The organism is uncultured Blautia sp. (assembly GCF_902497045.1).
Classification (GTDB): Bacteria; Bacillota; Clostridia; order Lachnospirales; family Lachnospiraceae; genus Blautia_A.
This window is the reverse complement of sequence record NZ_CABVDF010000209.1, coordinates 1-5205: the sequence shown is the minus strand read 5'-3', so window position 1 is coordinate 5205 and position 5205 is coordinate 1. Positions and strand designations below refer to the sequence as shown.

The 5205-nt window shown below is 43.6% G+C and carries 3 protein-coding genes and 1 tRNA gene; all 4 read right to left on the bottom strand.

The window, feature by feature from the left end:
• Positions 1-456, bottom strand: a 456-nt coding sequence (locus tag RDS42_RS12335) for an undecaprenyl-diphosphate phosphatase (RefSeq protein ID WP_308783922.1), incomplete at its 3' end; no start/stop codon positions are given.
• A 110-nt stretch (positions 457-566) separates the two neighbouring features.
• The gene (gene carB / locus RDS42_RS12330; RefSeq protein WP_308783921.1) at positions 567-3782 is read right to left on the bottom strand and encodes a carbamoyl-phosphate synthase large subunit; all 3216 of its coding nucleotides are present in this window, start codon (positions 3780-3782) and stop codon (positions 567-569) included.
• The gene (locus tag RDS42_RS12325) at positions 3782-4858 is read right to left on the bottom strand and encodes a carbamoyl phosphate synthase small subunit (protein ID WP_308783920.1); all 1077 of its coding nucleotides are present in this window, start codon (positions 4856-4858) and stop codon (positions 3782-3784) included. Before RDS42_RS12325 ends, carB begins: the two co-directional genes overlap by 1 nt.
• A 194-nt stretch (positions 4859-5052) precedes the next feature.
• Positions 5053-5136 (bottom strand) — tRNA-Leu (locus tag RDS42_RS12320).
• Positions 5137-5205 lie beyond the last annotated feature (69 nt).

Below are 5205 nucleotides of genomic sequence, written 5' to 3'. Positions count from 1 at the left end.
GATCACACCATAAACGATTAGCGCAATGGCAACAACCACATAATTGTTAAACTTTTCTTCTATCATATCATTAAAAGGAAGTGCGATCACAATGGTAGGAAGGCAGGCAACCAGGATCTTAAACCAGAGCATCCATTTATCCTTGTCACAAAACTTTTCTATAAAAGTCATAAGCCCCCGTAGGGCAGCCGGCTGCTTTGCAATAGCCATCTGCGTTTTTTTGGAAACAGGCCGGATATAAAATGGCCACAGCTTATTCCAGTAAAGTACCACCACAGCAAGTATGGCACCCAGCTGTATCACCACCAGAAAAAAATCCTTAAATTCATGTGAAACATCCAGTTTGATAAATTCGTCAACAAGTATCATGTGCCCGGTACTGCTGATGGGAAGCCATTCTGTGATTCCCTCTACAATACCAAGGAACACCGCTTTTAAAAATTCGATGATATTCATTTTGATTTCCTTTCTTTCTTTAAACTACCATAAGTATATTACAGATTTACTTTGTCGTAAAGAAAAAAACCGGAGGAACTGCTTTTTCGGCAATTCCCCCGGTATTTTAATTATCTGTTGTCGATGGTGGCAATATCAATCAGTGTAAGATTGTTCAGATCAGTATTTTCAAGGCTTGTTACCAATGCCTCTGCTGTATCCAGACTGGTCAGTACATTGACTCCTGTCTCAATTGCGTTTCTGCGGATCACAAAACCATCTTTCTGATGCTCAACGCCCTGAGGCGGAGTATCAATGACCACATCTATCTTGTGTCCGAGGATCAAATCCATAAGGTTTGGCGCCGGCTGCTCCAGCTTGTTGGTACGGATTGCTTTAATTCCATTTTCTTTCAGAACCTTGGCTGTTCCTCTTGTAGCATAAATACGATATCCAAGAGCCTCAAAACGTTTTGCAATTGGAACTACTTCCTGATGATCCTCCTCTTTTACAGTGATGATCATATTGCGGTGCTTCGGAAGTTTGATGCCAGCTCCGATAAATGCTTTGTAAAGTGCTTCGTTAAATGTTTCTGCAATACCAAGACACTCACCGGTAGATTTCATTTCCGGTCCAAGGCTGATATCTGCTCCACGGATCTTCTCAAAGGAGAATACAGGCATCTTGATAGCAATATGTTTTGCCTCTGCCTGAAGTCCGGGCTCATATCCCATATCCTTCAGTTTGTAGCCCAGGATAACCTTTGTTGCCAGCGGGACGATCGGAATGCCTGTCACCTTGCTGATATAAGGAACCGTACGGCTGGAACGAGGATTTACCTCGATTACATATACATCTTCACCGCAGACGATAAACTGAATGTTGATCATTCCTACCACATGGAGTGCTTTTGCCAGACGGCGTGTATATTCTGCAATGGTCTCCTTTGCTTTTTCACTGATAGTCTGGGCCGGATATACAGAAATACTGTCACCGGAATGGATACCTGCACGTTCAATGTGCTCCATAATACCAGGAATCAGGATATCTTCACCATCACATACTGCATCTACCTCAATCTCTTTACCCATAAGGTACTTATCTACAAGAATCGGATGATCCTGTGCGATCTGATTGATAATGCCAATATATTCTTCTACATCCTCATCACTGACTGCAATTCTCATACCCTGGCCGCCAAGAACATAGGAAGGACGTACCAAAACCGGGTAGCCCAGTCTGTTGGCAACTTCTTTTGCTTCTTCTGCAGTAAATACTGTGTCTCCCTTTGGTCTCGGGATCTGGCACTGCTCAAGGATTCCGTCAAAGAGCTCACGGTCTTCTGCTGCATCTACGTCTTCTGCAGATGTACCAAGGATTTTAACACCCATCTTTATAAGTGCCTCTGTCAGTTTGATGGCTGTCTGACCGCCAAACTGCACAACGGCTCCGTCTGGTTTTTCGATATTTACAATATTCTCTACATCCTCAGGAGTCAGCGGCTCAAAGTACAGCTTATCGGCAATATCAAAGTCTGTGCTGACTGTCTCCGGGTTGTTATTGATAATGATAGTCTCATAGCCCTCTTTTGCAAATGCCCATGTACAGTGTACAGAGCAGAAGTCAAACTCGATACCCTGACCGATACGGATCGGACCGGAACCAAGTACCAGGACTTTTTTCTTATCCGGTGTGGCTACTGCTTCATTTTCTGTTTCTTTATCGCCATATACGGAATAATAATATGGGGTTGCTGCCTCAAACTCGCCGGCACAGGTATCTACCAGCTTATATGCTGCTTTGATGCCATATTCCTGGCGCATAGCTTTGATCTCATCCTCTGATCTTCCAGTCATACGCGCGATCACATTATCTGGGAACTCCATACGTTTTGCTTCCAGCAGAAGCTCTTCATTCAGTTCCTGATGCTGCAAAGCATCTTCCATCTCAACGATCACTGCAATTTTATCAATAAACCAGCGGTCGATCTTTGTGATATCATAAATAGAATCCTGCGGAATGCCTTTGCGGATCGCTTCTGCGATCTTCCAGATACGGCGGTCATCCACAATCTTCAGCTCTTCCAAAAGCTCCTCTTCTGTCAGCGCGCTGAAGTCGTAGGACTGCAGACAGTCCACATGCTGTTCCAGGGAACGGATAGCTTTCATTAAAGCACCCTCAAAGCTGGTACAGATACTCATAACCTCACCGGTTGCTTTCATCTGAGTAGTCAGAGTTCTTTTTGCTGTGATAAATTTATCAAACGGGAGTCTCGGAACCTTTACAACACAGTAGTCGATCGTTGGCTCAAAGCTTGCAAACGTACTTCCTGTAACAGCGTTTGGAATTTCGTCCAGATTGTAACCCAGAGCGATCTTGGATGCTACCTTTGCGATCGGATAGCCTGTCGCCTTACTTGCAAGTGCAGAGGAACGGCTCAGACGCGGGTTTACCTCAATAACACAATATTCAAAGCTTTCCGGATGCAGTGCAAACTGTACGTTACATCCTCCGGTGATACCCAGCTCTGTAATAATGTTCAGGGCAGAAGTACGAAGCATATCGCATTCTTTTGCACCAAGAGTCTGAGTAGGAGCTACTACGATAGAGTCTCCTGTGTGCACGCCAACTGGGTCAACATTTTCCATGTTGCAGACTGTAATACAGTTTCCTGCCCGGTCACGGATCACTTCATATTCGATCTCTTTCCATCCGGAAATACATCTCTCAACAAGAACCTCTCCTACACGGGAAAGACGAAGACCATTTTCAAGAATTTCTCTCAGTTCAGGCTCGCTGTATGCAATACCGCCGCCGCTTCCGCCAAGTGTATATGCCGGACGGAGAACAACCGGATAGCCAATGGTATTTGTAAACGCCACGCCGTCTTCAACAGTTGTTACCACTTTAGACGCCGCAATCGGCTCGTTGATCTTTTCCATGGTGTCTTTAAATGCCTGGCGATCCTCAGCTCTTTTGATGGTATCCGGAGTTGTACCGATCAGACGAACATTATGTTCCTTCAAAAATCCACTTTCGGCAAGCTCCATGGCAAGATTCAGACCTGCCTGTCCGCCAAGTGTAGGAAGAACGCTGTCCGGTTTTTCCTTAATGATCAGCTGTTCCACAACTTCAACTGTCAGAGGCTCAATATATACTCTGTCAGCCATATCTTTATCAGTCATGATGGTAGCTGGATTGGAGTTCAGAAGTACAACTTCGATTCCCTCTTCCTTGAGAGCACGGCATGCCTGTGTTCCCGCATAGTCAAACTCTGCAGCCTGACCAATAATGATCGGACCGGAACCAATAACAAGTACTTTTTTAATGTCTTTTATCTTTGGCATTATTTATTCCCTCCCATCATTTCCACAAATTTATTATATAAGAAACTTGTATACTGTACACCTTCGCTGGCTGCCGGCTGGAACTGAACAGTAAAGATTTTCTTTCCGATATAGTCCAGACCTTCATTTGTGCCATCGTTTACATTTACAAAAGAAGCTTTTGCGATATTCTTCTCTTCCAGTGCAGCTGCATCGACTTCATATCCATGACTCTGAGAAGAAATATAGGTCATTCCTGTCTCCAGTCCTTTTACCGGATAATTGCTGCCTCTGTGTCCGCATTTCATCTTACGGGTGTCTCCGCCTGCTGCAAGAGCCATAAGCTGATGTCCAAGACCAATTCCCATAACAGGAATTTCAGATTCATAAAGTTTCTTTATTTCTTCTATAATAGAAGGATTTGCTTTCGGATCCCCAGGACCATTGCTGAGAAGGACTCCGTCCGGAGCATCTTTCAGAATTGTTTCTACGGAAGTCTGTGCCGGATATACTGTTACCTGGCAACCTCTCTCTGTAAGAGCTTCCACAAGACTTTTTCTTACACCAAAGTCCATCAGTGCAACCTTTGCTCCATTGCCTTTTACAAGCTTCTTTTCGCGGCGGCTGACTGTTTCTACAGCATTTTCTTTTTTATATGCTTTTAAACGTGGGATGATTGTGTTCAGATCATAATTTTCCTCAACAGTAATCATACCGTTCATGGTACCTTTTTCACGTAAAATTCTAGTCAGGGCTCTGGTATCAATTCCGGCAATACCTGGAATATCATGTTTTGTTAAGAAATGCTGGATTGTGTCCACGCATCTGAAGTTGCTTGGGATACGAGATAATTCACGGACGATCACTCCGTCGACCCATGTGCTTCTGGATTCCTGGTCTTCATAACAGATTCCGTAATTTCCAATTAACGGATATGTCATACAAACTGCCTGTCCCAGATAAGTTGGGTCTGACATGACTTCCAGGTAACCTGCCATGGAAGTGTTAAAAACGATCTCACTGATAACTTCCCTTGTAGAGCCAATACTTGTTCCTGTAAATACATGGCCATCTTCTAATATCAGAAATGCTTTCATACAATCTCCCTTTCTCTTGTTTTATCCTAAATCTTCAAGATTGTATCACAAGAGATTTTGTTTTTCAACACAAACTGACACTAAAAAAAATTATGTTTTGCTTAAAATAATTCTTGTGAAATTTTCAGAAAATAAGAATAGTAAAAAATCGGGAAACCCAGCTGAATTAGGGATTCCCGATATAAAAAAAATAATGCAGGAGATGGGACTTGAACCCACACGATCTTGCGACCACAGGCACCTGAAGCCTGCGCGTCTGCCAATTCCGCCACTCCTGCATTTCCTATTGACCAGCCGCTCTCTCGCGACTGCTTGATTATAATAACTCATGTTACAGTAAAAGTCAA

Excerpts from the sequence above, each read along its gene's own strand:
- carB (WP_308783921.1), bottom strand. The coding sequence starts at position 3,782 with ATGCCAAAGATAAAAGACATTAAAAAAGTACTTGTTATTGGTTCCGGT.
- RDS42_RS12325 (WP_308783920.1), bottom strand. The coding sequence starts at position 4,858 with ATGAAAGCATTTCTGATATTAGAAGATGGCCATGTATTTACAGGAACA.